Origin of the sequence: Escherichia sp. TC-EC600-tetX4, from assembly GCF_019356055.1 — a bacterium.
GTDB lineage: Bacteria > Pseudomonadota > Gammaproteobacteria > Enterobacterales > Enterobacteriaceae.
The window spans coordinates 1,348,668-1,372,252 of the sequence record NZ_CP079924.1; the positions used below are offsets into that span (position 1 = coordinate 1,348,668).

Consider the following 23,585-nt stretch of genomic DNA (forward strand, 5'->3'; position numbering starts at 1 on the left):
CGAACCCCCGCTTGTCGGGGGTTTTTAGCATTGATGGTGCGATATGGAATCAATCGAACAACAACTGACAGAACTGCGAACGACGCTTCGCCATCATGAATATCTTTATCATGTGATGGATGCGCCGGAAATTCCCGACGCTGAATACGACAGGCTGATGCGCGAACTGCGCGAGCTGGAAACCAAACATCCAGAACTGATTACGCCTGATTCGCCTACTCAACGTGTAGGCGCTGCGCCGCTGGCGGCTTTCAGCCAGATACGCCATGAAGTACCAATGCTGTCACTGGATAACGTTTTTGATGAAGAAAGCTTTCTTGCTTTCAACAAACGTGTGCAGGACCGTCTGAAAAACAACGAGAAAGTCACCTGGTGCTGTGAGCTGAAGCTGGATGGTCTTGCCGTCAGTATTCTGTATGAAAATGGCGTTTTAGTCAGTGCCGCGACCCGTGGCGATGGCACCACCGGGGAAGATATCACGTCTAATGTGCGTACTATTCGCGCCATTCCGCTGAAGCTGCACGGAGAGAATATCCCGGCGCGTCTGGAAGTGCGTGGTGAAGTGTTCCTGCCGCAGGCGGGGTTCGAAAAGATTAACGAAGATGCGCGACGCACGGGCGGGAAAGTGTTTGCTAACCCACGTAATGCGGCAGCTGGTTCACTGCGTCAGCTTGATCCGCGTATTACAGCGAAGCGACCGCTCACTTTTTTCTGCTATGGCGTTGGTGTTCTGGAAGGTGGCGAGCTGCCGGATACTCATCTTGGCCGTTTACTGCAATTTAAAAAGTGGGGGTTGCCGGTCAGCGATCGGGTAACGCTTTGTGAATCGGCGGAAGAAGTGCTGGCGTTCTATCACAAAGTGGAAGAAGACCGCCCGACGCTGGGCTTTGATATCGACGGCGTGGTGATTAAGGTCAACTCACTGGCACAGCAGGAGCAGCTTGGCTTTGTCGCGCGTGCCCCGCGCTGGGCGGTAGCGTTTAAATTCCCGGCGCAGGAGCAGATGACCTTTGTGCGTGACGTCGAGTTTCAGGTTGGGCGTACTGGCGCGATTACGCCTGTTGCGCGTCTGGAACCTGTCCATGTTGCAGGCGTGCTGGTGAGTAACGCAACCTTACACAATGCGGATGAAATCGAACGTCTTGGTTTACGCATTGGCGATAAAGTGGTGATTCGCCGCGCTGGCGACGTGATCCCGCAGGTGGTTAACGTCGTGCTTTCTGAACGCCCGGAAGATACCCGTGAGGTTGTATTCCCGACGCATTGTCCGGTATGTGGTTCTGACGTTGAGCGTGTGGAAGGTGAAGCGGTTGCCCGCTGTACCGGTGGCCTGATTTGCGGTGCGCAGCGTAAAGAGTCGCTGAAACACTTTGTTTCCCGCCGTGCGATGGATGTTGACGGAATGGGCGACAAAATCATCGATCAGCTGGTTGAAAAAGAATATGTCCATACTCCGGCAGATCTGTTCAAACTCACCGCAGGCAAACTGACCGGACTGGAGCGTATGGGGCCAAAATCGGCACAAAACGTGGTTAACGCGCTGGAAAAAGCGAAAGAAACCACCTTTGCTCGCTTCCTCTATGCACTTGGCATCCGTGAAGTCGGCGAGGCCACCGCAGCAGGTCTGGCGGCATATTTCGGCACGCTGGAAGCGCTGGAAGCCGCTTCGATTGAAGAGCTGCAAAAGGTGCCTGATGTTGGCATTGTCGTTGCATCCCACGTTCACAACTTCTTTGCCGAAGAAAGCAACCGCAATGTCATCAGCGAGCTGTTGGCGGAAGGTGTTCACTGGCCTGCGCCGATCGTTATCAACGCGGAAGAGATTGACAGCCCGTTTGCTGGTAAAACCGTGGTGCTTACGGGCAGCTTAAGCCAGATGTCGCGTGATGACGCTAAAGCTCGACTGGTCGAACTGGGCGCGAAAGTCGCGGGCAGCGTGTCGAAGAAAACCGATCTGGTGATAGCGGGTGAAGCTGCAGGATCTAAACTGGCGAAGGCGCAGGAACTGGGCATTGAAGTCATCGACGAAGCGGAAATGCTGCGTTTGCTGGGTAGCTGAGATGGAAAAAGAGCAGCTGATTGAAATAGCCAATACGATAATGCCGTTTGGCAAATACAAAGGGCGTCGCTTAATCGACCTGCCGGAGGAGTATCTGCTGTGGTTTGCCCGCAAAGATGAGTTCCCGGCAGGGAAGCTCGGTGAGCTAATGCAAATCACGCTGCTGATTAAAACCGAGGGGCTGACGCAACTGGTCCAGCCCCTGAAGCGTCCGCTTTAAGCTTTATCGGCGCTGCTTTCCTGCTGCGCCTGTAACTGTTCGGTCTGGCGTTTGTATCGACGCGCCAGCACCGCACAGACCATCAATTGGATCTGATGGAAAATCATCAGGGGCAGCACCATCATACCGATCACCGATGTGGGGAACAGAATGTTTGCCATCGGGATGCCATTTGCCAGACTCTTTTTCGAACCACAAAAGACGATAGTAATTTCATCTGCCTTATTGAAGCTCAGTCGGCGTGCCATAAAGACGTTAACTACAATCACGATAGCCAGAAGAACGCAGCTGACCACCACGATAAACAGCAATGATCCCCAGCCAACTTTATGCCAGATACCATTAACGACGGCTTCGCTGAACGCTGTATAAACCACCAACAGAATGGACGTCTGGTCAGTTTTCGCAATCCATTTTTTATTGCGCGACACCCAGTCACCAATCCACGGCCGGGAAAGATGCCCCAACACAAACGGCAGCAGCAGTTGCAGCATAATTTTACCGACCTGCTCAAGGCTGCCCCCTGCACCGTGAACATTCATCACCAGACCAACCAGCAATGGTGAAAGGAAAATCCCCAGCAGGCTGGATGCCGACGCAGAACAAACCGCTGCCGCGACGTTACCGCCCGCCATTGACGTGAAGGCGATTGCAGACTGCACGGTAGCCGGGAGAATGCACAAGTAGAGAAAACCGGAGTAGAGCATCGGGTCGACATTTACCGGTTTCCACCAGGCAAACAGTACACCCAGAATCGGAAACAGCACGAAGGTGCTGCACATTACCCACAAATGCAGTCGCCAGTGACCACCGCCAGCAATAATCGCCTCACGCGACAACTTCGCGCCGTGCATAAAGAACAGCAGGGCAATAGCTGCGGTGGTCAGATTTTCAAAGAAGGGGACGAAATCGCCTCTGGCCGGAAAGAAAGAGGCCAGCAACACCACCGTGATCAGGGTTAAGGTGAAAGGATCGAGGATACGAAAAAGTTTCATAAAGACTCCAGATGATCGATGGTTCTATTGTGCTTCTTCCAGTTTGAGAAATAAAATTGATTTATTGCATCCATTCATGAAGAAAACAGATGAATTATTCTTTAAAACAATTAAAGGTTTTCGTCACAGTAGCGCAGGAGAAAAGTTTTAGTCGTGCAGGAGAGCGTATCGGCCTGAGCCAGTCGGCAGTGAGTCACAGTGTGAAGGAACTGGAAAATCATACTGGTGTTCGCCTGCTGGACAGAACCACGCGTGAAGTGGTGCTTACAGATGCAGGGCAGCAGCTGGCTTTGCGTCTTGAGCGACTGCTGGATGAACTGAACAGCACGTTGCGCGATACCGGGCGTATGGGGCAACAACTGAGCGGAAAAGTTCGGGTCGCTGCCAGCCAGACCATTTCCGCGCATCTTATTCCGCAATGCATTGCTGAAAGCCATCGCCGCTATCCAGATATTCAGTTTGTCCTGCACGATCGTCCGCAGCAGTGGGTAATGGAAAGTATTCGCCAGGGAGATGTCGATTTTGGCATCGTCATCGATCCAGGCCCAGTGGGCGATCTGCAATGTGAAGCGATTCTTTCCGAGCCTTTCTTTCTGCTTTGCCATCGCGATAGCGCTTTGGCCGTGGAAGATTATGTACCCTGGCAGGCATTACAGGGAGCGAAATTGGTGTTGCAGGATTACGCGTCAGGCAGCCGACCGCTGATTGACGCAGCGCTGGCGCGCAATGGTATTCAGGCGAATATTGTGCAGGAGATTGGACATCCGGCGACGCTGTTCCCGATGGTAGCCGCAGGCATCGGCATCAGTATTCTTCCCGCACTGGCGCTACCATTGCCTGAAGGTAGCCCACTGGTGGTAAAGCGCATTACGCCGGTTGTTGAACGCCAGTTGATGCTGGTGCGCAGGAAGAACCGTTCACTTTCCACCGCCGCTGAAGCTTTATGGGACGTGGTACGAGACCAGGGCAATGCGCTAATGGCTGGGCGGGAAGGGGATCCGTTGTATCAGATATAGAGTGAATTCATACTGCCGGGAGCCCCGGCAGTAATCAATCAGAAGTTAAATTTGATGGAGTAGATTATCGCATCCTGGTAAAAATCTTCGCCCAGTTTGTCATCCGCATATCGATACTGAATCCCCGTAGTAATGTGTGATGTTGCATTCCACCACAGTGCAACTGCGCCATTCAGCCCTTCTTTACCGCCATTACCCGCTGCATAGGTAGCGTCACGGTCAAACTCGTACTCGTTCCAGTTGGTAAGAGTGAATTTCTCGCTGCCCAGCATAAAGTTGTAACCTGCAACCCAGCCGGCGACATAGCCGTTGTCGCCAGTGTAATAGGTTTGATCTGTATAACGCTTAGCAAAGAACGGTTTGAACCACCAACCGCTGCCGGTGAAATTGTAGCCGATACCGTACAGGAACATATCGTCGTGGAAATTCACGCGATTCGCAGAACCGTAGGTGCCATACGCATGCAAGTAGAGATTAAATCCGGTGTCACCCAGGTAAATACGGTTGGTATTTTTAAAGGTATAACGCTGCTCGCTACCTGGTTTATTATGGCGACCGTTATAGAAGTTTTCCCAGTCGAAGAACCCGTACATTTCTCCCCAACTAAAGTTAGCGCCACCTTCAAATTCAAGATAACCAAAATCATCTTTGTGTGATTTGGTCGACGATTTTTCGGTAGTCCGGCTGGTCCAGTCCAGATAATGCACGCCGATATCTGCAAAACCGCCTTTAAATTCTGCATGAGATACAACAGGTATCGCTAATATAGAGGAAAGTGTCAGAGTTAAAAGATGTTTTTTCATAGCATAATTCCCTATGCCGATCGTTATTAGTAGATTGCTTAATAAAGTGGTTTGCTAAAAACGACATATTGTTAATGCAAAGGAATTAATATCGCCAATACAGTTTTTACCGTGGATTAATAGAGAAAAGATATAAATCCATCGATATCGAATCGCTATTGAATGCGTGAGAAAAGTGTATTGGTAAGAGCCGGGACAACCTCGCTATAAAAAGGCGTTAGATTCCACCCTACAGAAAAAGGATATGTATGTCTCAGGTTCAATTTTCTCATAACCCGCTGTTTTGCATAGATATTATCAAGACTTATAAACCTGATTTCACGCCACGAGTGGCCTTTATTTTAGGTTCCGGGCTCGGCGCGCTGGCCGATCAGATTGAGAACGCTGTCGCAATTTCCTACGAAAAGCTGCCGGGCTTCCCGGTAAGTACGGTACATGGTCATGCGGGGGAGTTAGTGCTGGGCCATCTCCAGGGCGTACCGGTGGTATGTATGAAAGGTCGCGGACATTTCTACGAAGGTCGTGGAATGACCATTATGACTGACGCAATTCGTACCTTTAAGCTGCTGGGCTGCGAGCTACTGTTCTGCACCAATGCGGCAGGCTCGCTGCGTCCGGAAGTGGGGGCAGGCAGCCTGGTCGCATTGAAAGATCATATCAACACCATGCCCGGTACGCCGATGGTGGGTCTTAACGATGATCGTTTTGGAGAGCGCTTCTTCTCACTGGCAAATGCCTACGATGCGGAATACCGCGCACTGTTACAAAAAGTGGCGAAAGAAGAGGGTTTCCCTCTGACGGAGGGCGTGTTCGTCTCGTATCCGGGGCCGAATTTCGAGACTGCGGCGGAAATTCGCATGATGCAAATTATTGGTGGGGATGTTGTTGGTATGTCTGTGGTGCCTGAGGTTATTTCAGCTCGCCATTGCGACCTTAAAGTCGTTGCGGTCTCTGCGATTACCAATATGGCGGAAGGTTTAAGCGATGTGAAATTGTCACATGCGCAAACGCTGGCGGCTGCGGAGCTCTCTAAGCAGAACTTCATCAACCTTATTTGTGGCTTTCTGCGCAAAATTGCCTGAGAAAAACAATAAGAAACGGCCTCGCGGGTGAGGCCAAATGATGCGACAAGGAAACGATTATGAGCATCGCGATGCGCTTAAAGGTAATGTCCTTTTTGCAATATTTTATCTGGGGGAGCTGGCTGGTTACCCTCGGCTCTTACATGATTAATACTCTTCATTTCACCGGCGCTAATGTTGGCATGGTTTACAGTTCCAAAGGGATCGCCGCGATTATTATGCCTGGTATAATGGGGATCATCGCAGACAAATGGCTGCGCGCAGAACGTGCATACATGCTGTGTCACCTGGTGTGTGCGGGCGTACTTTTTTATGCGGCATCCGTAACTGATCCGGATATGATGTTTTGGGTGATGTTAGTCAATGCGATGGCGTTTATGCCGACTATTGCGTTATCGAACAGCGTCTCTTATTCCTGTCTTGCCCAGGCAGGGCTTGACCCGGTGACCGCTTTCCCGCCCATTCGCGTTTTTGGTACGGTGGGGTTCATTGTCGCGATGTGGGCAGTAAGCCTGCTGCATCTGGAATTGAGTAGTCTGCAGCTGTATATCGCGTCCGGTGCGTCATTGCTGCTGTCGGCTTATGCGCTGACTTTGCCGAAGATTCCGGTTGCGGAGAAAAAAGCGACCACATCGCTTGCCAGCAAGCTGGGTCTGGATGCCTTCGTGCTGTTTAAAAATCCACGCATGGCCATCTTTTTCCTCTTTGCCATGATGCTGGGTGCGGTACTGCAAATTACCAACGTTTTTGGTAATCCGTTCCTACATGATTTCGCCCGTAACCCGGAGTTTGCTGACAGTTTTGTGGTGAAATATCCCTCCATTTTACTGTCAGTTTCACAGATGGCAGAAGTGGGCTTTATACTGACTATCCCATTCTTTTTAAAGCGATTTGGCATTAAAACCGTCATGCTGATGAGTATGGTGGCCTGGACGCTGCGCTTTGGCTTCTTCGCCTATGGCGATCCGTCAACAACCGGATTTATTTTGCTGCTGCTGTCGATGATTGTTTATGGCTGTGCATTCGATTTCTTCAATATTTCTGGTTCGGTATTTGTCGAACAGGAAGTTGATTCCAGCATTCGTGCCAGCGCGCAGGGGCTCTTTATGACCATGGTAAATGGTGTCGGCGCATGGGTTGGCTCGATTCTGAGTGGCATGGCAGTAGATTACTTTTCGGTGGATGGCGTAAAAGACTGGCAAACTATCTGGCTGGTGTTTGCAGGATATGCTCTTTTTCTCGCAGTGATATTTTTCTTTGGGTTTAAATATAATCATGACCCTGAAAAGATAAAGCATCGAGCGGTGACTCATTAAAAGGATTCGCGGCTCTGCTCTTCAGAGCTGCTTTTATGATAAAGGTTAATTAGTGAAAGATATTTTATTTTCTTCCGGCGTTGGTTTTGGTATTGGTGCTTTGTTTACAATCGTGCGCTTGCCTATTCCTGTACCAAATGTATTACCGGGTATATTATCCATTGTGTTTATGTATGTCGGATATCTGGTGGTGAAATACTTTATGCCATGATAATTTAATACGATGTATTTATTATATGGAGCACTTAATTATGGAACGCGTATACAGAACAGATCTTAAGTTGCTCCGTTATTTTCTTGCCGTAGCGGAAGAGTTGCATTTTGGCCGCGCAGCAGCGCGTTTAAATATGTCTCAGCCTCCGCTCAGCATTCATATTAAAGAGCTGGAAAATCAACTCGGCACGCAGCTTTTTATTCGCCATTCGCGCAGCGTCGTACTGACACACGCGGGCAAAATCTTGATGGAAGAATCGCGTCGATTGCTGGTGAATGCTAATAATGTATTGGCTCGGATTGAACAAATAGGTCGGGGAGAAGCAGGGCGGATTGAACTCGGCGTAGTGGGAACGGCAATGTGGGGACGGATGCGCCCGGTTATGCGGCGATTCCTCAGGGAAAATCCTAACGTTGACGTTCTTTTTCGCGAAAAGATGCCCGCGATGCAAATGGCCTTGCTGGAACGCCGCGAACTTGATGCCGGGATCTGGCGAATGGCGACAGAACCACCGACTGGTTTTACCAGCTTACGGTTGCATGAATCGGCGTTTCTGGTGGCGATGCCTGAAGAGCATCATCTCTCATCATTTTCCACCGTCCCGCTGGAAGCGCTACGTGACGAGTATTTTGTTACAATGCCGCCCGTTTACACTGACTGGGATTTTTTGCAGCGAGTTTGCCAGCAGGTGGGATTTTCACCGGTTGTTATTCGCGAAGTTAATGAACCGCAAACGGTACTCGCTATGGTCAGTATGGGCATTGGTATCACATTGATAGCGGACAGCTACGCACAAATGAACTGGCCAGGTGTCATTTTCCGTCCGCTCAAACAGCGCATCCCTGCAGATTTATATATTGTTTATGAAACACAGCAGGTGACGCCCGCGATGGTTAAGCTGTTGGCTGCATTGACACAGTAGGTGAGGAGACAGGAATTGCCGGAAATAGTAGTCTGCTAAGTGAAGCGCATCAGGCAATTTCGCAAATCGCAGATAGCAAAAAAGCGCCTTTAGGGCGCTTTTTTACATTGGTGGGTCGTGCAGGATGACTCGCTTCGCTCGCCCTTCGGGCCGTCGCCGCGAGCGGCTCCGTTGTTTCGCTGCGCTCAACTCAAACCTGCTGCAGGTTCGAATCTTTGAGTATCGCAGATAGTAAAAAAGCGCCTTTAGGGCGCTTTTTTACATTGGTGGGTCGTGCAGGATTCGAACCTGCGACCAATTGATTAAAAGTCAACTGCTCTACCAACTGAGCTAACGACCCGAAGTGGTGGGTGATGACGGGATCGAACCGCCGACCCCCTCCTTGTAAGGGAGGTGCTCTCCCAGCTGAGCTAATCACCCACTTCGGTACTTCACATTTTTACAAGAAATTTAGCTGGCGAGAAAGTGGTGGGTGATGACGGGATCGAACCGCCGACCCCCTCCTTGTAAGGGAGGTGCTCTCCCAGCTGAGCTAATCACCCACTTCTCAATTTCTTGCTACACGGCGGAGACTACATAAAGTAGTTGGTGGGTGATGACGGGATCGAACCGCCGACCCCCTCCTTGTAAGGGAGGTGCTCTCCCAGCTGAGCTAATCACCCCCGCTGTGTGGAGTCGCATTATAGGGAGAGTTCAAAATGAGTCAACGCATTTTCTAAAGAAATTGTTCGTTCGTCGTAAATTTAAGCAAGATGATCGCAAAACAGACCGTGTTGCGCAATTTGTCAACGAAAACAATAATGCGTAAGGTAGAAACCCGAACTACATTGAGGAATCAGGCGGGAGTGATAGAATATCGCCCACTTAATTTTTCCAGGATTTGCCGGTTGTCGGCATCTTTCTAAACGTAAGGCCATTTCATGAAAATCAAAACTCGCTTCGCGCCAAGCCCAACAGGCTATCTGCACGTTGGCGGCGCGCGTACTGCTCTTTACTCCTGGCTTTTTGCACGTAACCACGGCGGTGAGTTCGTGCTGCGTATTGAAGACACCGATCTTGAGCGTTCCACGCCGGAAGCTATCGAAGCCATTATGGATGGCATGAACTGGCTGAGCCTGGAGTGGGATGAAGGTCCGTACTACCAGACCAAACGTTTTGATCGCTACAACGCGGTGATCGATCAGATGCTGGAAGAGGGCACTGCTTATAAATGCTATTGCTCTAAAGAGCGCCTGGAAGCGCTGCGCGAAGAGCAAATGGCGAAAGGTGAGAAGCCGCGTTATGACGGTCGCTGCCGCCACAGCCATGAGCATCATGCTGATGATGAACCGTGTGTTGTACGTTTTGCTAACCCGCAGGAAGGTTCTGTTGTTTTTGACGATCAGATCCGTGGTCCGATCGAGTTCAGCAACCAGGAACTGGACGATCTTATTATCCGCCGTACCGATGGTTCCCCAACCTATAACTTCTGTGTGGTTGTCGATGACTGGGATATGGAAATCACCCACGTTATCCGTGGCGAAGACCATATCAACAACACGCCACGCCAGATCAACATTCTTAAGGCCCTGAAAGCGCCGGTGCCGGTTTACGCGCACGTTTCTATGATCAATGGCGATGACGGTAAAAAACTGTCCAAACGTCACGGGGCAGTCAGCGTAATGCAGTATCGTGATGACGGTTATTTGCCAGAAGCACTGCTGAACTATCTGGTGCGTCTGGGCTGGTCCCACGGCGATCAGGAAATCTTCACTCGTGAAGAGATGATCAAATACTTCACTTTGAATGCCGTCAGCAAATCTGCCAGTGCGTTCAACACCGACAAGCTGCTGTGGCTGAACCATCACTACATTAACGCGCTGCCGCCGGAGTATGTTGCTACTCACTTACAGTGGCACATTGAGCAGGAAAATATCGATACCCGTAACGGCCCGCAGCTGGCTGATCTGGTGAAACTGCTGGGCGAACGCTGCAAGACGCTGAAAGAGATGGCACAGAGCTGCCGTTATTTCTACGAAGATTTTGCTGAGTTCGATGCCGACGCCGCGAAAAAACATCTGCGTCCGGTAGCGCGTCAGCCGCTGGAAGTGGTTCGTGACAAACTGGCCGCGATTACTGACTGGACCGCTGAAAACGTTCATCACGCTATTCAGGCGACGGCGGATGAGCTGGAAGTGGGTATGGGTAAAGTTGGTATGCCGCTGCGTGTCGCCGTAACCGGTGCGGGGCAGTCTCCAGCACTGGATGTTACCGTTCACGCAATTGGTAAGACCCGCAGTATCGAGCGTATCAACAAAGCGCTGGATTTTATTGCTGAACGCGAAAATCAGCAGTAATTAGCGTGTAAAAAGATAAACGGCAGGAGATAATATCCTGCCGTTTTTTATTTATGCTGATTCGTCAATATCGAGACGGGCGAGGAAATTGCGAATTCCTTCACGTGACAAAAATTGCGCGACTTTTTCCTGCTCAATGTCTGTCATATTATCTATCGCGTTGATGATTTGTCGATACGCCGGGGCGCGTGCTCCAGGAGCGTATTCAGCAATTCTCTCTTCAGCTTCCATCAACATTGGTGTGTTATGGAAGGCTGGCGTGTTCTGAATAAACTCGCAAACTTGCGTATCGACCAGAATAAGTCTGGCACGACCGCCTTTCACGCCGGGAAATTTTTCCGTTTTCCAGCCTTTTTCTCTGATCCAACGGTTAACAGTTTGTTTAGCCACACCGAGGCATTCAGCCAGTTCTTCGGTGGTCATTTTATTGCGTAATCTTTTCATATTATTTGCTATCGCGAATCCCTAAGCGTTGTAACAATCCGATAATCCCTTCCCGCAGAAGCAAGGATGTAAACTGTTTTTGTTCAACTGGCGTCATCTCTTTCGCCAGTGTCACCAGCAATACTTCAAGCGGCGCATCACCAGAAAGGGCAGGCGCTTCTCCCTGACCTTCTGGACGTTCAGCATTGCGAATATATTCACGAACCTGTTCATTGACGTGAACCAGTCGGGCTTTGCCACCCTGGACGCCAGGTTTTGGTGACGTTGTCCAGCCTTCCTTGCGTACCCATTTATTAATGGTCTGGCGGCTATAGCCGGTCAGTCTGGCAAGTTCATCTGGTGTCATCCTCTCCTTGAACATAACAATTCCCTGAATGTATGTGGGTCTATTAGTAGTTCATTTTATAACACCACTTTACAGGAAACCGTGACATGAATAACTACTGAATGCGAGCGGTTTTCCAAAATTGTTCATTTGCCTGATTTTTCAGCGATTGAAACTACACGTTGCAATTTGCCGTTGACACATTCGGGCGGAATTCATATGATGCCGCCCGTCAACTCGACAAGCTTTACGTGACGGGGCTATAGCTCAGCTGGGAGAGCGCTTGCATGGCATGCAAGAGGTCAGCGGTTCGATCCCGCTTAGCTCCACCAAATTTTGCACCCAGCAAACTTGGTACGTAAACGCATCGTGGGGCTATAGCTCAGCTGGGAGAGCGCTTGCATGGCATGCAAGAGGTCAGCGGTTCGATCCCGCTTAGCTCCACCAAATTTCCAACCCTCGCTGCAAAGCGGGGGTTTTTTGTCTCTGCTTTTTGCCGCTTTTGTAATACAGTCTACGTCCGGGTTAGTGCCGCCTGGTGAAAGCATCATTGGATGAAAAATCGGCAACAGGCTGGCCCCCTGTTTGCTTCGCGATGCGAATAAACTTATTATTTGTGTGCCTGAAAACCCCGATCAGTGAGAGTAGTGTACTCATGTTTGTGGAGCATAACCTGATAAAAAATATCAAGATATTCACACTAGCGTTTACGCTCACCGTGGTACTTATTCAGCTATCCCGTTTTATTTCGCCACTTGCCATTATCCATTCCAGTTATATCTTTCTGGCGTGGATGCCACTGTGCGTAATGCTGTCAATCTTGTTTATCTTTGGCTGGCGCGGTGTCGTTCCCGTTTTATGCGGGATGTTTTGCACCAATCTGTGGAACTTTCATCTCTCTTTTTTACAGACTGCGGTCATGCTCGGTAGCCAGACGTTTGTCGTGTTGTGTGCCTGCGCAATATTACGCTGGCAGCTGGGGACGCGTTGGCGTTATGGATTGACCAGCCGATATGTCTGGCAACGTCTGTTCTGGCTTGGTTTGGTGACGCCGATCGGCATCAAATGCAGCATGTATCTTGTGGGGAGCTTCTTTGATTTCCCGCTAAAGATATCCACCTTTTTCGGCGATGCGGATGCCATTTTCACGGTCGTTGATTTGCTAAGCCTTTTCACCGCTGTGCTGATTTACAACATGCTTTTCTACTATCTCACTCGCATGATTGTAAGTCCCCACTTTGCGCAGATATTGTGGCGCAGGGATATCGCTCCGTCGTTGGGCAAAGAGAAACGCGCATTTACCTTAAGCTGGCTGGCAGCGTTAAGCGTGCTGCTACTTCTGTTGTGCACACCTTATGAAAACGACTTTATTGCCGGTTACCTGGTACCCGTTTTCTTCATCATCTTTACCCTCGGGGTCGGTAAGCTTCGCTATCCGTTTTTAAATCTCACCTGGGCTGTTTCAACGCTTTGCCTTCTGAATTACAACCAGAACTTTTTGCAAGGGGTGGAAACCGAATATTCGCTGGCATTTATTCTTGCGGTGCTGATTTCCTTTAGCGTTTGCCTGCTCTATATGGTGCGCATTTATCATCGCAGTGAATGGCTTAATCGCCGCTGGCATTTGCAGGCGCTGACAGATCCGTTAACGCTCCTACCCAACTTTCGTGCGTTGGAACAAGCGCCGGAGCAAGAGGCGGGCAAGAGTTTTTGCTGCCTGCGCATTGATAATCTTGAGTTTATGAGTCGTCATTACGGCTTAATGATGCGCGTTCACTGTATCCGCTCAATTTGCCGTACGCTGCTGCCGTTGATGCAGGAAAACGAAAAGTTGTATCAATTGCCGGGTAGTGAACTGCTGTTAGTGCTGAGCGGGCCGGAAACGGAAGGGCGACTCCAGCATATGGTTAACATCCTGAATAGTCGGCAAATTCACTGGAACAATACCGGGCTGGATATGGGCTATGGTGCTGCCTGGGGGCGTTTTGATGGAAATCAGGAAACCCTGCAACCCTTGTTGGGGCAGTTAAGCTGGCTGGCGGAGCAATCCTGCGCACATCATCATGTGCTGGCGCTGGATAGCAGAGAGGAGATGGTTTCCGGGCAGACCACTAAACAGGTGCTATTGCTGAATACCATTCGCACGGCGTTAGATCAGGGTGATTTGCTGCTCTACGCCCAGCCAATTCGCAACAAAGAGGGTGAAGGTTATGATGAGATCCTCGCGCGACTGAAATATGACGGCGGCATTATGACCCCGGATAAGTTTCTGCCCCTTATTGCTCAGTTTAACCTTAGCGCGCGTTTTGATTTGCAAGTGCTGGAATCCTTGTTGAAGTGGCTGGCAACACACCCTTGCGACAAAAAAGGACCGCGCTTTTCAGTCAATTTAATGCCGCTCACGCTGCTGCAAAAGAATATTGCCGGGCGGATTATTCGTCTGTTTAAGCGTTATCACATCTCCCCGCAGGCGGTCATTCTTGAGATCACCGAGGAGCAGGCGTTTTCTAACGCAGAAAGCAGCATGTACAACATCGAGCAGCTGCATAAGTTTGGTTTCCGGATTGCGATTGATGACTTTGGCACCGGATATGCCAACTACGAACGGTTAAAGCGTTTGCAGGCTGATATCATCAAAATTGATGGCGTCTTTGTGAAAGATATTGTCACGAACACGCTGGATGCGATGATTGTGAGATCAATTACCGATCTGGCGAAAGCGAAGTCATTGAGTGTGGTCGCGGAGTTTGTCGAGACGCAACAGCAGCAGGCGCTATTGCATAAGCTCGGGGTGCAATATCTGCAAGGGTATTTGATTGGTCGCCCGCAGCCATTAGCTGATTAACAGGCGTAAAAAAACCGGGGAATTATCCCATAAGCGCTAACTTAAGGGTTGAACCATCTGAAGAATGCGACGCCTCGGTGCCTCGTTAAGACGATGCCTCGCGTTCTTCAATTGCGTTTTGTAGGCTGTCAGGGATACTGTCCCACGAATGGCCACCTGTAAGCTCCAGATGACCATTTTTGTTATTCTCCACAACGAGTTAGTTCTTCTTTTCGGATCCGGCACTTCTGGGGGGGAAATCCAGCGATGGCTGGATTATGTCGTCAATTAAAAATGCGGCGAGTAGATTAGCAAATATCCACGCTTTCGCGAGTTCAGGTTCCTTTGCACGCAAAGCATCCAGGTGCAGCAAACTTTTGAGCCGCTTAAAAGCCAGTTCAATTTGCCATCGCAGACGGTAACAATCAGCCACTTGCTCTGCTGAATATTCATCTTCCGGTAATGATGTTAGCAATAGCACATGGCCCGCTGCTTCCAGCGTTTCCGCCTGAACTACTCGTCCTTTTCGACGATTCTCGCTGAGCAGTCGGGTTTTACTGATTAATGCTTTTTCGGGAGGAAGTGATACGGCAATGAGACGTGCCGGAAAGGGAGCTCCGGCTTTTTTATTACCTGAATTGCCTATCATTACAGTGGTTTCACCGTTCTTACCGCAATCCAGCCCGCGCAGAAAACCCATCATGTCAAAGCGCATTCCTTCTGCAGTTAACCAGCGCAATCCTCGCCAGTGAACCCGGACGATATAATCAGCTTCTCCAAAAGCAAGTGAGCGGATACATTCGGGACGCGAACCGAATCCCCGGTCAGCAATGCGTATCTCGTCTGCCGTTTGCGCAAATCGGTCCAGCCGTTCAGCGTCTCTGCTGTCGGTTAGCTCAAAATCAGTGAACTGACAGGTATGAGGATCATATCCCATATGTAGTCGCCATTCAGCGCTGCCGCCCCCGGGCGCACTGATTGCTGTTCCATCGACAAGACGCAATCTCTTTCCGCTTGTACAACCCGTAACTGCGGCGCGTACAGCAAGTGTTTGTGCGGCAAGTATGCCAAACCAGTCGGCGGCATTCCGCAGCCGCTTCAGGAGAGCCACGTCAGATAATGTTGCAACGTCATGGAGCTGAGCCCATGCAGTGACTTCACGTAATGACATCCCCCCGGGGCCGTAAGCCAGCCCCAGACGTAGCAGAGTTGCAGCATCACGAATTTCGCGGCGGCGGGTTAGAGCCCCGGCATTACGTGCCGAAGTATCCAGTTCTTCGGGCTTACCAATATGGGCCAGAATTGCTGACCAGTTATCGTGAGAGTAATTCATCGGCACGTTAAATCATATCAGGCGTAATACCACAACCCTTAAGTTAGCGCTTATGGGAATTATCCCCGGCTTTTTTATGTATGGTCTTACAGCACCAGTGCTGCGATTGACGCAGACAGCACACTCACCAGGGTAGAGCCGTAAACCAGCTTCAGACCGAAGCGAGAAACCACGTTACCTTGCTCTTCATTCAGGCCTTTAACTGCACCTGCGATAATCCCGATTGAAGAGAAGTTAGCGAAGGAAACCAGGAACACAGAGATGATGCCTTCAGCACGCGGAGAGAGCGTGGAAGCAATTTTCTGCAGATCCATCATCGCAACGAACTCGTTGGAAACCAGTTTGGTCGCCATGATACTGCCCACTTGCAGTGCTTCACTGGAAGGAACACCCATCACCCATGCAATCGGATAGAAGATGTAGCCCAGGATGCCCTGGAAGGAGATGCTGTAGCCAAACCAGCCAGTAACGGTGGCAAACAGTGCGTTCAGCGCGGCGATCAGGGCGATAAAGCCAATCAGCATCGCGGCAACGATAATGGCAACTTTGAAACCTGCCAGAATGTATTCACCCAGCATTTCGAAGAAGCTCTGACCTTCGTGCAGGTTGGACATCTGGATGTTTTCTTCACTGGCATCAACACGGTAAGGATTGATCAGCGACAGCACGATAAAGGTGCTGAACATGTTCAGTACCAGCGCAGCAACGACGTATTTCGGTTCCAGCATGGTCATGTATGCACCAACGATGGACATCGACACGGTGGACATTGCCGTGGCAGCCATGGTGTACATACGATTACGGGAGATTTTGCCGAGGATATCTTTATAGGCAATAAAGTTTTCAGACTGACCCAGAATCAGGGAGCTGACGGCGTTAAAGGATTCCAGTTTGCCCATGCCGTTGACTTTGGAGAGCAGGAAACCAATTGCGCGGATGATCACCGGCAACACGCGAATGTGCTGGAGAATACCGATCAGTGCAGAGATAAAGACGATTGGGCACAGCACTTTCAGGAAGAAGAATGCCAGGCCTTGATCATTCATGCTACCAAAGACGAAGTTAGTCCCTTCGTTGGCAAATCCGAGCAGTTTTTCGAACATTTCGGAGAAGCCTTTCACGAAGCCTAAACCAACGTCGGAGTTCAGGAAGAACCACGCCAGTAACACTTCGATAACAAGCAGTTGAATAACATAACGGATACGAATTTTTTTGCGGTCGCTGCTTACCAGCAGTGCGAGAATCGCAACAACGGCAAGTGCCAGTACAAAATGAAGGACGCGGTCCATATTTGCTCCAAATATGAGGCAGGTTAAATTTCCGTGCACATTCTATGTAACATGGTTAAGGAAAACGAGATCTGACACACACTATAATGACGTCCTGTGACAGGCTTCAAAAATAGTGATCTGTCATACATTTCTGCTATGTTGTGTATGGAAGCTGAAAGTTATGTAAATGTGCTAACATTAAACATAACCATAACATTCAAGTCATCAATCTTTTCGTAGTCATAATCCTGGTCTATCAGAGAAATCACCACAATCCATTTAAATGAATTTGATAATCATTCTCGTTTGGCATAGCATGAAACATAGCAAAGGCTATGTTTTAGAGGCACAAGATGACGAACTATCGCGTTGAGAGTAGCAGCGGACGGGCGGCGCGCAAGATGAGGCTCGCATTAATGGGACCTGCGTTCATTGCGGCGATTGGTTATATCGATCCCGGTAACTTTGCGACCAATATTCAGGCGGGTGCTAGCTTCGGCTATCAGCTACTGTGGGTTGTCGTTTGGGCCAACCTGATGGCGATGCTGATTCAGATCCTCTCTGCCAAACTAGGGATTGCCACCGGTAAAAATCTGGCGGAGCAGATTCGCGATCACTATCCGCGTCCCGTAGTGTGGTTCTATTGGGTTCAGGCAGAAATTATTGCGATGGCAACCGACCTGGCGGAATTTATTGGTGCGGCGATCGGTTTTAAACTCATTCTTGGTGTTTCGTTGTTGCAGGGCGCGGTGCTGACGGGGATCGCGACTTTCCTGATTTTAATGCTGCAACGTCGCGGGCAAAAACCGCTGGAGAAAGTGATTGGCGGGTTACTGTTGTTTGTTGCCGCGGCTTACATTGTCGAGTTGATTTTCTCCCAGCCTAACCTGGCGCAGCTGGGTAAAGGAATGGTGATCCCGAGTTTACCTACTTCGGAAGCGGTCTTCCTGGCAGCAGGCGTGTTAGGGGCGACGATTATGCCGCATGTGATTTATTTGCACTCCTCGCTCACTCAGCATTTACATGGCGGTTCGCGTCAACAACGTTATTCCGCCACCAAATGGGATGTGGCTATCGCCATGACTATTGCCGGTTTTGTCAATCTGGCGATGATGGCTACAGCTGCGGCGGCGTTCCACTTTTCCGGTCATACTGGTGTTGCCGATCTTGATGAGGCTTATCTGACGCTGCAACCGCTGTTAAGCCACGCTGCGGCAACGGTCTTTGGATTAAGCCTGGTTGCTGCGGGGCTGTCTTCAACGGTGGTGGGGACACTGGCGGGGCAGGTGGTGATGCAGGGCTTCATTCGCTTTCATATCCCGCTGTGGGTGCGTCGTACAGTCACCATGTTGCCGTCATTTATTGTCATTCTGATGGGATTAGATCCGACACGGATTCTGGTTATGAGTCAGGTACTGTTAAGTTTTGGTATCGCTCTGGCGCTGGTTCCACTGCTGATTTTCACCAGTGACAGCAAGTTGATGGGCGATCTGGTGAACAGCAAACGCGTAAAACAGACAGGCTGGGTGATTGTGGTGCTGGTCGTGGCGCTGAATATCTGGTTGTTGGTGGGGACGGCGCTGGGATTGTAGTTGAATGAGCGTCGCATCTGGCACTATTGGCGGATGCGGCGTAAACGCCTTATCCGCCCTACGCGTTAAAGAGCCGGTTTGTAGGCCTGATAAGACGCACTAGCGTCGCATCAGGCATTGTGCTCCATTGGCGGACGCGTTTAATGGCGGTGCCCATGACCCCGGCCTTTTCCGCGATGATCGTCACGATCGCGCCAGCCTTCACGATAGCCACGCTCATACGCTTTACGCTTATCCCAGCCACGGTGGTAGCCATTATCATGACGCCACCAACGGTTTTTGCGCCACTCATAATTGCGATGCCAGTAGTCACGGTCGCGCCAGTGACCACCGTCCCAGTAATTACCGTAATGATCGCGATCGCCAATTTGTAATTTGATTGATGGCAGTAGGGTGATTTCACCTGCGTTTGCTGCAAGCGGGGTAAATGCCATCAGGGCGGCCGCCAGAAACAGTGACCTGAACATTGTTATTCTCCTTCACGCTCGAAGCCGTCAGCGGCCTGTTAACGCAATATTACGGGGAGGTAAAGCCCCGTATCATCGCCATAACTCTTAAATCATAAAGGAGAGCATTTTTTGCTAAACGTTATCGTGGGGTGGCTGTTGCTTCGGACGATTGACCATCATCATCGGCTTACCTGCTAATAACAGCCATGCCGGAAGCATGACGATACAGAGCAGCGGTAGCAATGTGGTATTGGGTACAACGACTGCCGCCATAAAAAGACTTAACCAGCCATCGCGTGTTACCACCAGCACGATGCCGAGAATAGCGCAAGAAACGGTTATTGCCGCTGGTACGGCGGGAACGTGCTCATGCAGCATCAACCCTAATGCCACGCCGACAAACACTGCCGGGAAGATTCGCCCACCGCGAAAGCCACTGGCGGCAGCAACGACCAGGGCGGCAAGTTTAATTACCGCCAGCAAAAAGTAATCGCTGGTGCTGAAAGCCTGATTTGCCACCATCTGCTGCATCTCATCCAGCCCTTTAAACAGCGAAACTGGTCCACCAATAACCCCCAGAATACCGAGAATAAATCCGCCAATACCCAGCACGAGCACCGGATTTTTCATTTGATGCATCATCGCGTGCAACCGTGGTAAGCACCATACGGCGACCATCCCTGCTGCGATGGCAATCGCCGCGACAATTGCACCGCTGAGAATATCGGTCATTTCCATCTGTCCGTAATGAGCAATGGGCAGTGAAAAATGAGGATGGAAAAATAATCCGGTAGTAAGTGCACCAGCTGCTGCCGCCATTAACGGCGCAAAGAGACGATCCCATAGCGGAACTTCACTACTGCCATTTAAGGTTTGCGAAAATATCAACGCCGCCGCAACAGGAGTGCCAAACAGTGCGCCGATGGTTCCGGCAGAGGCTAAAATAGTCCACTCCATTCGGTTGACGCGCGGTAACAGACGAGCGCCAATGGCAACCGCAAGGGCGATATTGACGGTCATGATCGGATGTTCCGGCCCCAGGCTGACGCCGCCAGCAAGACCGAGAATTAATGCTACGATAAGTCCAGGTAGCGCAGAGGGCGGAACCGGTGCGCCGATCAGCGGTTCACAGGCGGGGTCTGGTCCGGCATGACCCTGGCTGAAACGGATAACCAACCCCACCGCAATACCCGTTAGCGTTAATACACCGATGATCCAGAGGGGTGAATCCTGGGCTATCCCCAGAGTTCCCGGCAGTCGTTGCCAGAGCAAATTCTGTAATACCGAGGCGATTTTCATCACCACAATCAGAATAAGACTGGACGCAATCCCAATTGCCACGGCGGGGAGCGATAATAACAACATGGTTCTGGCTCGCGGATGGAGCATGTTCTATTCCTTATGCGGGGTCAGATACTTAGTTTGCCCAGCTTGCAAAAAGGCATCGCTGCAATTGGTGCTGAAACGATAAAGTAATTGTGTGACCCAGATCGATATTTACAGGGAGCCTGCCTTTCCGGCGTTGTTGTTATGCCCCCAGGTATTTACAGTGTGAGAAAGAATTATTTTGACTTTAGCGGAGCAGTTGAAGAATGACAAAGTATGCATTAGTCGGTGATGTGGGCGGCACCAACGCACGTCTTGCTCTGTGTGATATTGCCAGTGGTGAAATCTCGCAGGCTAAGACCTATTCAGGGCTTGATTACCCCAGCCTCGAAGCGGTCATTCGCGTTTATCTTGAAGAACATAAGGTCGAGGTGAAAGACGGCTGTATTGCCATCGCTTGCCCAATTACCGGTGACTGGGTGGCGATGACCAACCATACCTGGGCGTTCTCAATTGCCGAAATGAAAAAGAATCTCGGTTTTAGCCATCTGGAAATTATTAACGATTTTACCGCTGTATCGATGGCGATCCCGATGCTGAAAAAAGAGCATCTGATTCAGTTTGGTGGCGCAGAACCGGTCGAAGGTAAGCCTATTGCGGTTTACGGTGCCGGAACGGGGCTTGGGGTTGCGCATCTGGTCCATGTCGATAAGCGTTGGGTAAGCTTGCCAGGCGAAGGCGGTCACGTTGATTTTGCGCCGAATAGTGAAGAAGAGGCCATTATCCTCGAAATATTGCGTGCGGAAATTGGTCATGTTTCGGCGGAGCGCGTGCTTTCTGGCCCTGGGCTGGTGAATTTGTATCGCGCAATTGTGAAAGCTGACAACCGCCTGCCAGAAAATCTCAAGCCAAAAGATATTACCGAACGCGCGCTGGCTGACAGCTGCACCGATTGCCGCCGCGCATTGTCGCTGTTTTGCGTCATTATGGGCCGTTTTGGCGGCAATCTGGCGCTCAATCTCGGGACATTTGGCGGCGTGTTTATTGCGGGCGGTATCGTGCCGCGCTTCCTTGAGTTCTTCAAAGCCTCCGGTTTCCGTGCCGCATTTGAAGATAAAGGGCGCTTTAAAGAATATGTCCATGATATTCCGGTGTATCTCATCGTCCATGACAATCCGGGCCTTCTCGGTTCCGGTGCACATTTACGCCAGACCTTAGGTCACATTCTGTAAATCCTTCCTTTTATATCGGGAGGTAACTCTCCCGATAATCTTTTAAATCATACAGTTTATTCAATTTTTCTTTGTGTCCCCTCACAAGGTCGACCTGCGTCACACTTCCGTACAGCGGGATTAATTCTCCAGTAAATGCATTATTTGTCTGGTAACGGCGATTTGTTTTGCACGTTCATAATTTCACTCGTCAACTATCACTGAACGAGGAATTAACGATGAGTAAGAAACTGATTGCCTTATGTGCCTGCCCGATGGGCCTGGCTCACACCTTTATGGCCGCTCAGGCGCTGGAAGAAGCGGCGGTAGAAGCCGGTTATGAAGTGAAAATTGAAACCCAGGGCGCGGACGGTATCCAGAATCGCCTGACGGCGCAGGATATCGCCGAAGCGACCATCATCATCCACTCCGTGGCAGTTACCCCGGAAGATAACGAACGTTTCGAATCACGCGACGTTTATGAAATCACTTTGCAGGACGCAATTAAAAACGCTGCGGGCATCATCAAAGAAATCGAAGAGATGATTGCCTCTGAACAACAGTAATATTCGACAGGGATAATTGTTATGGCCATTAAAAAACGCAGTGCAACCGTTGTGCCTGGCGCATCCGGTGCGGCAGCGGCAGTTAAGAATCCGCAGGCCTCTAAAACCAGCTTCTGGGGTGAACTCCCGCAGCATGTGATGTCAGGGATTTCACGCATGGTGCCGACCTTAATTATGGGCGGTGTGATCCTCGCTTTCAGCCAGCTGATTGCTTATAGCTGGCTTAAAATTCCTGCTGAGATCGGCATCATGGATGCTCTTAATAGCGGGAAATTCTCCGGTTTCGACCTCTCCTTACTTAAATTTGCCTGGCTGTCGCAGTCCTTCGGCGGCGTGTTGTTTGGTTTTGCCATTCCGATGTTTGCTGCTTTTGTGGCGAACTCTATCGGTGGCAAACTGGCGTTCCCGGCTGGTTTTATCGGCGGGTTGATGTCTACCCAGCCGACGCAACTGCTGAACTTCGATCCCAGCACTATGCAATGGGCGACCTCTTCGCCGGTGCCGTCCACCTTCATTGGTGCGCTGATTATTTCTATCGTTGCCGGTTACCTTGTGAAGTGGATGAACCAGAAAATCCAGTTACCGGATTTCCTGTTAGCGTTCAAAACCACATTTTTGCTCCCGATTCTTTCCGCCATTTTTGTCATGCTGGCGATGTACTACGTCATCACCCCCTTTGGTGGCTGGATCAACGGCGGTATCCGTACTGTGCTGACTGCCGCAGGTGAGAAGGGCGCGCTGATGTACGCAATGGGGATCGCCGCGGCGACAGCAATCGACCTTGGTGGCCCGATCAACAAAGCCGCAGGTTTTGTTGCCTTCAGCTTTACCACTGACCACGTATTACCGGTCACCGCTCGTTCTATCGCTATCGTTATTCCGCCGATTGGTCTGGGGCTGGCGACCATTATCGACCGTCGTTTAACCGGCAAACGCCTGTTCAACGCTCAACTTTATCCGCAGGGTAAGACCGCCATGTTCCTGGCGTTTATGGGGATCAGTGAGGGTGCGATTCCGTTTGCGCTGGAAAGCCCCATCACCGCCATTCCGTCGTATATGGTCGGCGCTATTGTCGGCTCAACCGCCGCTGTCTGGCTGGGCGCAGTGCAATGGTTCCCGGAGTCCGCTATCTGGGCATGGCCGCTGGTCACTAACCTGGGCGTCTATATGGCGGGGATCGCGCTGGGGGCAGTCATAACTGCGCTGATGGTGGTGTTCCTGCGTCTGATGATGTTCCGTAAAGGCAAATTGTTAATCGATAGCCTGTAAGAAGGAAAATCC

21 protein-coding genes, 6 tRNA genes and 1 other RNA gene are annotated in these 23,585 nt (G+C 50.5%); 15 read left to right on the forward strand and 13 right to left on the reverse strand.

The genetic code is table 11. The annotated features are described in order from the left end of the window. Positions 1-43 precede the first annotated feature (43 nt). A complete protein-coding gene (gene ligA, locus KXD89_RS06465) occupies positions 44-2,059 on the forward strand; it encodes an NAD-dependent DNA ligase LigA (RefSeq protein WP_000443661.1) in 2,016 nt (671 codons plus the stop codon). A 1-nt stretch (position 2,060) separates the two neighbouring features. Continuing rightward, the gene (locus tag KXD89_RS06470; protein ID WP_000410201.1) at positions 2,061-2,279 is read left to right on the forward strand and encodes a DUF3820 family protein; all 219 of its coding nucleotides are present in this window, start codon (positions 2,061-2,063) and stop codon (positions 2,277-2,279) included. Here KXD89_RS06470 and KXD89_RS06475 read toward each other — a convergent pair. After that, positions 2,276-3,274, reverse strand: a complete 999-nt coding sequence (locus tag KXD89_RS06475; protein ID WP_000765610.1) for a bile acid:sodium symporter family protein — start codon at positions 3,272-3,274, stop codon at positions 2,276-2,278. The genes KXD89_RS06470 and KXD89_RS06475 overlap by 4 nt on opposite strands. A gap of 89 nt (positions 3,275-3,363) precedes the next feature. Between KXD89_RS06475 and KXD89_RS06480 the strand changes: the two genes are divergently transcribed. Beyond that, the gene (locus KXD89_RS06480; RefSeq protein WP_001109794.1) at positions 3,364-4,290 is read left to right on the forward strand and encodes a LysR family transcriptional regulator; all 927 of its coding nucleotides are present in this window, start codon (positions 3,364-3,366) and stop codon (positions 4,288-4,290) included. 38 nt (positions 4,291-4,328) lie between these two features. Here the strand turns inward: KXD89_RS06480 and KXD89_RS06485 are convergent, their stop codons facing one another. Next, positions 4,329-5,093 (reverse strand): outer membrane protein OmpK, encoded by a 765-nt coding sequence (locus KXD89_RS06485; RefSeq protein WP_000716421.1) that lies wholly within the window; start codon positions 5,091-5,093, stop codon positions 4,329-4,331. Positions 5,094-5,341: 248 nt separating this feature from the next. On the opposite strand from KXD89_RS06485, the gene xapA reads away from it, so the two are divergent. Genes xapA through xapR form a run of 4 tightly spaced genes read left to right on the forward strand, consistent with a single transcriptional unit; the run spans position 5,342 to position 8,627 of the window. Further along, on the forward strand, positions 5,342-6,175 hold the full coding sequence (xapA, locus tag KXD89_RS06490; RefSeq protein WP_000084573.1) for a xanthosine phosphorylase: 834 nt from the start codon (positions 5,342-5,344) through the stop codon (positions 6,173-6,175). 59 nt (positions 6,176-6,234) lie between these two features. Next, on the forward strand, positions 6,235-7,491 hold the full coding sequence (gene xapB, locus KXD89_RS06495; protein ID WP_000020402.1) for a xanthosine/proton symporter XapB: 1,257 nt from the start codon (positions 6,235-6,237) through the stop codon (positions 7,489-7,491). 52 nt (positions 7,492-7,543) lie between these two features. After that, positions 7,544-7,702: a DUF1427 family protein gene (locus tag KXD89_RS06500; RefSeq protein ID WP_000651752.1), complete on the forward strand. Its 159-nt coding sequence runs from the start codon at positions 7,544-7,546 to the stop codon at positions 7,700-7,702. 40 nt (positions 7,703-7,742) lie between these two features. Further along, positions 7,743-8,627, forward strand: coding sequence for a DNA-binding transcriptional regulator XapR (gene xapR / locus KXD89_RS06505; RefSeq protein WP_000442949.1), 885 nt, complete (start codon positions 7,743-7,745; stop codon positions 8,625-8,627). A gap of 108 nt (positions 8,628-8,735) precedes the next feature. On the opposite strand, the gene KXD89_RS06510 is transcribed toward xapR, so the two are convergent. From KXD89_RS06510 to KXD89_RS06530, 5 genes are all read right to left on the reverse strand, one after another. Further along, positions 8,736-8,861, reverse strand: a non-coding RNA gene (locus KXD89_RS06510) — RtT sRNA. Between the two features lie 30 nt (positions 8,862-8,891). Next, positions 8,892-8,967, reverse strand: a tRNA-Lys gene (locus KXD89_RS06515). Between the two features lie 4 nt (positions 8,968-8,971). Continuing rightward, positions 8,972-9,047 (reverse strand) — tRNA-Val (locus KXD89_RS06520). Between the two features lie 46 nt (positions 9,048-9,093). Beyond that, positions 9,094-9,169 (reverse strand) — tRNA-Val (locus tag KXD89_RS06525). A gap of 44 nt (positions 9,170-9,213) precedes the next feature. Then, positions 9,214-9,289: transfer RNA gene (locus KXD89_RS06530), tRNA-Val, on the reverse strand. 258 nt (positions 9,290-9,547) lie between these two features. On the opposite strand from KXD89_RS06530, the gene gltX reads away from it, so the two are divergent. After that, on the forward strand, positions 9,548-10,963 hold the full coding sequence (gene gltX / locus KXD89_RS06535) for a glutamate--tRNA ligase (RefSeq protein ID WP_000695655.1): 1,416 nt from the start codon (positions 9,548-9,550) through the stop codon (positions 10,961-10,963). A gap of 51 nt (positions 10,964-11,014) precedes the next feature. Here the strand turns inward: gltX and KXD89_RS06540 are convergent, their stop codons facing one another. Together KXD89_RS06540 and KXD89_RS06545 are read right to left on the reverse strand one after the other, a co-directional pair. After that, positions 11,015-11,407, reverse strand: coding sequence for a YfeC-like transcriptional regulator (locus tag KXD89_RS06540; protein ID WP_000826503.1), 393 nt, complete (start codon positions 11,405-11,407; stop codon positions 11,015-11,017). A 1-nt stretch (position 11,408) separates the two neighbouring features. Beyond that, a complete protein-coding gene (locus tag KXD89_RS06545) occupies positions 11,409-11,768 on the reverse strand; it encodes a YfeC-like transcriptional regulator (RefSeq protein WP_000472021.1) in 360 nt (119 codons plus the stop codon). Between the two features lie 220 nt (positions 11,769-11,988). On the opposite strand from KXD89_RS06545, the gene KXD89_RS06550 reads away from it, so the two are divergent. From KXD89_RS06550 to KXD89_RS06560, 3 genes are all read left to right on the forward strand, one after another. Further along, a tRNA-Ala gene (locus tag KXD89_RS06550) sits at positions 11,989-12,064 on the forward strand. Between the two features lie 39 nt (positions 12,065-12,103). Then, positions 12,104-12,179: transfer RNA gene (locus KXD89_RS06555), tRNA-Ala, on the forward strand. A gap of 208 nt (positions 12,180-12,387) precedes the next feature. Then, entirely contained in the window at positions 12,388-14,577 is a 2,190-nt protein-coding gene (locus KXD89_RS06560) for a sensor domain-containing phosphodiesterase (RefSeq protein WP_000497400.1), read from the forward strand. Positions 14,578-14,776: 199 nt separating this feature from the next. Here the strand turns inward: KXD89_RS06560 and KXD89_RS06565 are convergent, their stop codons facing one another. Together KXD89_RS06565 and nupC are read right to left on the reverse strand one after the other, a co-directional pair. Further along, positions 14,777-15,889, reverse strand: coding sequence for an IS4-like element IS421 family transposase (locus KXD89_RS06565; RefSeq protein WP_001300563.1), 1,113 nt, complete (start codon positions 15,887-15,889; stop codon positions 14,777-14,779). 86 nt (positions 15,890-15,975) lie between these two features. Next, on the reverse strand, positions 15,976-17,178 hold the full coding sequence (nupC, locus tag KXD89_RS06570; RefSeq protein WP_000376337.1) for a nucleoside permease NupC: 1,203 nt from the start codon (positions 17,176-17,178) through the stop codon (positions 15,976-15,978). A gap of 335 nt (positions 17,179-17,513) precedes the next feature. On the opposite strand from nupC, the gene KXD89_RS06575 reads away from it, so the two are divergent. Continuing rightward, positions 17,514-18,752: an Nramp family divalent metal transporter gene (locus KXD89_RS06575; protein WP_000186369.1), complete on the forward strand. Its 1,239-nt coding sequence runs from the start codon at positions 17,514-17,516 to the stop codon at positions 18,750-18,752. A 140-nt stretch (positions 18,753-18,892) separates the two neighbouring features. Here the strand turns inward: KXD89_RS06575 and ypeC are convergent, their stop codons facing one another. Next, on the reverse strand, positions 18,893-19,219 hold the full coding sequence (gene ypeC / locus KXD89_RS06580) for a DUF2502 domain-containing protein YpeC (RefSeq protein WP_000490072.1): 327 nt from the start codon (positions 19,217-19,219) through the stop codon (positions 18,893-18,895). Between the two features lie 114 nt (positions 19,220-19,333). Further along, positions 19,334-20,590 carry an ion channel protein gene (locus KXD89_RS06585; RefSeq protein ID WP_000903148.1) on the reverse strand — a complete coding sequence of 419 codons (1,257 nt, stop codon included), beginning with the start codon at positions 20,588-20,590 and terminating at the stop codon, positions 19,334-19,336. A 203-nt stretch (positions 20,591-20,793) separates the two neighbouring features. Here KXD89_RS06585 and glk point away from each other — a divergent pair, with 203 nt between their 5' ends. The 3 genes from glk to KXD89_RS06600 all read left to right on the forward strand — a co-directional run bounded on the left by glk (position 20,794) and on the right by KXD89_RS06600 (position 23,573). Next, complete coding sequence (gene glk, locus KXD89_RS06590) at positions 20,794-21,759, forward strand: glucokinase (protein ID WP_000170346.1); 966 nt, start codon at positions 20,794-20,796, stop codon at positions 21,757-21,759. A 218-nt stretch (positions 21,760-21,977) separates the two neighbouring features. Next, positions 21,978-22,304, forward strand: a complete 327-nt coding sequence (locus KXD89_RS06595; RefSeq protein ID WP_000038456.1) for a PTS fructose transporter subunit IIB — start codon at positions 21,978-21,980, stop codon at positions 22,302-22,304. 21 nt (positions 22,305-22,325) lie between these two features. Further along, the gene (locus KXD89_RS06600; RefSeq protein WP_000985359.1) at positions 22,326-23,573 is read left to right on the forward strand and encodes a PTS fructose transporter subunit IIC; all 1,248 of its coding nucleotides are present in this window, start codon (positions 22,326-22,328) and stop codon (positions 23,571-23,573) included. The last annotated feature ends 12 nt before the right edge of the window (positions 23,574-23,585 follow it).